Genomic DNA, 3,328 nt, shown 5'->3' with positions numbered 1-3,328 from the left:
CATCTACAGCATCGGTCCCGGCGGCAGCGTGATGGAAGAGCCCTACAACGCGACCGGTTCGGGCTCCCCGTTCGCCTACGGTGTGCTCGAACAGCAGTTCGAGGAGGGGCTCTCGAACGAGGAAGCCAAGACCGTCGCCACCGACGCCGTCAAGAGCGCCGTCGAGCGCGACACCGCGAGCGGCAACGGCATCATCATCTCCGAGATCACCGACGCGGGCGTCGACATCGAGGTCCACGACGACTTCGACGAACTGCTCTGAGGTCGGATACCCACCCACGTTTTTCGCCGCTACACATCGTAGCCGCGCGACTATCGCCGACGGGTGAGCCCGTTACTCGGGCTGTTCGCTCGGCTCGTCGGCGATCCCGGTGCCGACGCGGGCGGCGACGCCGACGCCGACGAGCGTGACCAGAACCCCGGCGAGCACGAACCCGAGGAGCCGGGTGTCGCTGGTGACCGCGAAGCCCCGAACCGAGATCACCCCGAGCGAGAGCGCCGGCACCTGAAGCGGGGCGGTCACGCCGGCACGTTCGAGGAAGTAGGCCGCGAAGCCCCGGACGACCAGCGCGACGGCGACCATGACGAACGGCAGGTTGAGCGCCGAGGTCCGGACGCGGTCGTTGGCGAGCCACTCGTCGGCGGCGAGGCCGATGCTCGCGGTCAGCGCCGCGGTCGCGAGCCACGGCACGCTCGCGAACAGGAAGGCCATCACCGTGACGAGCGGGCTGGCGGTCCCCGCGAGCGGCGAGGCGTTGATGCCGCCCGCGACGACCCCGACGAGCGCGAGCCCCGCGGCGATGACGCCCGTCACCACCGACACCCGACCGGTGTAGAACCCGCCCCGGAGCCCGCGGGCGGTCGCGCCGAACGCGTCGTCGACCCCGAAGCCCTTATAGAGCAAGAACAGCCCGGTGACGGCGGCGACGACCGCGACGACCACCGCCGCGCTCCGGGCGAACACCACCAGCACCGGGGCCGCGAGCAACGCGATCCCGATCGGAACGAGCACCGTCTGCCGGAGCTCCTCGTCGTCGAGGAACTGCTTGAGGTAGTGGTAGGTGGATTCGAGGTCGCGCGACTGGCGCACCACCACCCGCGAGACGCCGTCGACGCGAACCCGGCTCTCGACGACGTGGACCAGGCCCTCGTCGGCGCTGTCGGTCACCACCACCGCCGAATCGATGTCGTGGGCCGCGAGGAGTTCGTCGACCTGACGGGCGACCGCCCGGTCGGCGTCGACCGAGTCGTCGGCCCCCGAGACCACCGCGACCACCGGGTCCTCACCCGAGTCTCGGAGGTCGCGCGCCACCCGCAGTCCTTCGAGGAAACAGTTGGTGCGGCTGCTCTCCGGGTCGCGTAGTCCCGCTTCGGTCACGAGCGACCGGACCGTCCGCTCGCCGACCACCGGGACCTCGTCGGCGACCGCCGCGACGGTCTCGCCGCGGTCGAGACAGACCACGAGCGTGCTCACGCCTCGATGCACGCCACGATGGAATAAAAACGCTCGTCATGGCCGCCGCTTGCAGCCTTACAGTCGGAGTTGGAACTCCTCGTCGACGTCGAACGCGGAGGCGGCACCCGCGCCGACCGCGTAGGCCATCCCCTGGGAGCCGTTCCGGAGGCGTTCCATCAGGCTCCGCTCGGGCTCGAACTCCTCGACCTCGACGTCGTGGCCGAGGCGGTCTTCGAGGGAGTCCTCGACGTCTTCTCGGGTGCCGAGTTCGTCGACCAGCCCGTTCTCGGCCGCGTCGGTCCCGAGGTAGACCCGCGCCTCGGTCTCCCTGATCGTCGCCTCGTCGAGGTCGCGGCCCGCCGCCACCCGCTCGACGAAGGTCTCGTAGTAGTCGTCGACGATCCCTTGGAGGTAGGCCTCGTCCTCGGCCTCGGGTTCTTTGAGGGGGTAGCCGGCGTCCTTGAACTCGCCCGCCGTCATCGGGCGGTAGTCGAGCCCGAGCTTGTCGGCCAGCCCCTTGGCGTTGACCTGGGAGCCGCGGACGCCGATGCTCCCTACAATACTCGCCTCGCGCGCCCAGAGCTCGTCACAGCCGCTCGCGATCCAGTAGCCGCCGCTCGCGCAGGTGTCGGTCGCGTAGGCGACGGTGGGCCCGTCGAAGCGCTCGGCCGCGATCCGGATGTCCTCGCTCGGGAGCACCTCCCCGCCGGGGGTGTTGAGCTTCACGATCAGCGCCTCGACGTTCGGGTCGTCGTCGGCGTCCTCGATCTGTTCGACGACCTTGTCGGCGGGTATCGGCCCCCGACTCGCACCCGGAATACGACCCCCATCGCGCGTGATCGGCCCTTCGACGGCGACCTCGGCGACGTTGTAGCCGTCCGTCGCCTGGGCCCGGAGTCGTTTGACGGTGCCCCAGAGACCGGCCCCTGCCGTCGCCCCGACGACCGCACCCGCGAGTCTGTCTGCGTTGGTCGGCATGGGCGCTCTCGGTGCGGAACGCGGATTAAGGGTTCGCTCGCGGAACGCTGCTGAAACGATGTCGCCTGCGGCTTAGAGCTTGCCGGCCTTCTGGAGCTTCATCAGGTCCTCGGTGTCGAGGGTCTCGCCGTCGAGGAACTGCTGGTAGATCTCGTCGGCCTCCTCCTCGGCCTCCTCGCGGCGCTGGTCGCGCTCGGATTTCCGCTCTTGCTCTTCCTCCTTGTCCATCTCGCGGAGGCGCTTCTGGACCCGGACGAAGTCCTCGTGGTGGCGGTCGGCGGCCTCCTGGGCCTCGACGAACTTCTCGTGCCACTCGTCGGCGTCGTCGCGGACGTCGTCGGCCTCGCGGTAGGCCGAAATCATCTCGTTGTGGTGCTCCTGGGCCTCGTCGGCGAGCTCGGTGACCTTCTCGTGGTGCTCGGAGGCTTCGGCACGGACCTCCTCGGCTTCGGCCTTGACCTCTTCGAGCCCCTCGGTGTCCTCGAGGGCGTCCTGGCGCTTGCGATACTGCTCGCGCTTGTCCTCGATCTTCTCGATGAGCTCGCGCTCGTCCTCGGCCGAGAGGACCTCGGTCTGCTGGCGGAACTCGAGGTCCTCGATCTCGGATTCGAGCGTGTCGAGGTCCTTGCCCTCGTCGAGGTCGAGGTCGCCCTTCATGTCGTCGACCTCGTCGAAGAGCTCGTTGGCCTTCGCGTTGAGCTCGTTTCGTTGCTGTTTGTGTTCCTGGACCTTCTCGTTTAGCTCGTCGCGTTTCTCGCGGTGCTCCTGGGCGAGGTCGACCTGCTCTCGCGTCTTCGCGTTGAGTTCGTCGCGTCGCGAGGCGCGCTCGGAGGCCGCCTGGTTCAGCTCGTTCCGGCGGTCGCGGAGCTTGCCGGCGAGCTTGATGAGCTTGCC

The 3,328-nt window shown here is 68.9% G+C and carries 3 protein-coding genes and 1 pseudogene; 1 reads left to right on the top strand and 3 read right to left on the bottom strand.

What is annotated here, in order from left to right:
- A pseudogene (locus C447_RS06050) lies at positions 1-262 on the top strand (proteasome subunit beta); the annotation flags it as partial.
- Positions 263-334: 72 nt separating this feature from the next.
- On the opposite strand, the gene C447_RS06045 reads toward C447_RS06050, so the two are convergent.
- From C447_RS06045 to C447_RS06035, 3 genes are all read right to left on the bottom strand, one after another.
- Positions 335-1,474, bottom strand: coding sequence for a DUF373 family protein (locus C447_RS06045; RefSeq protein ID WP_007691902.1), 1,140 nt, complete (start codon positions 1,472-1,474; stop codon positions 335-337).
- Between the two features lie 57 nt (positions 1,475-1,531).
- A complete protein-coding gene (gene sppA / locus C447_RS06040; RefSeq protein ID WP_007691901.1) occupies positions 1,532-2,434 on the bottom strand; it encodes a signal peptide peptidase SppA in 903 nt (300 codons plus the stop codon).
- Between the two features lie 72 nt (positions 2,435-2,506).
- On the bottom strand, positions 2,507-3,328 hold an 822-nt coding region (locus tag C447_RS06035; protein ID WP_007691899.1), incomplete at its 5' end, for a coiled-coil protein.

Source organism: Halococcus hamelinensis 100A6 (genome assembly GCF_000336675.1).
GTDB lineage: Archaea > Halobacteriota > Halobacteria > Halobacteriales > Halococcaceae > Halococcus > Halococcus hamelinensis.
Note: the sequence above shows the minus strand (reverse complement) of the source record. Positions and strands in the feature narration are given on the sequence as shown.

Coding starts and splice junctions, on each gene's coding strand:
- sppA (WP_007691901.1), bottom strand. CDS start 2,434: ATGCCGACCAACGCAGACAGACTCGCGGGTGCGGTCGTCGGGGCGACG.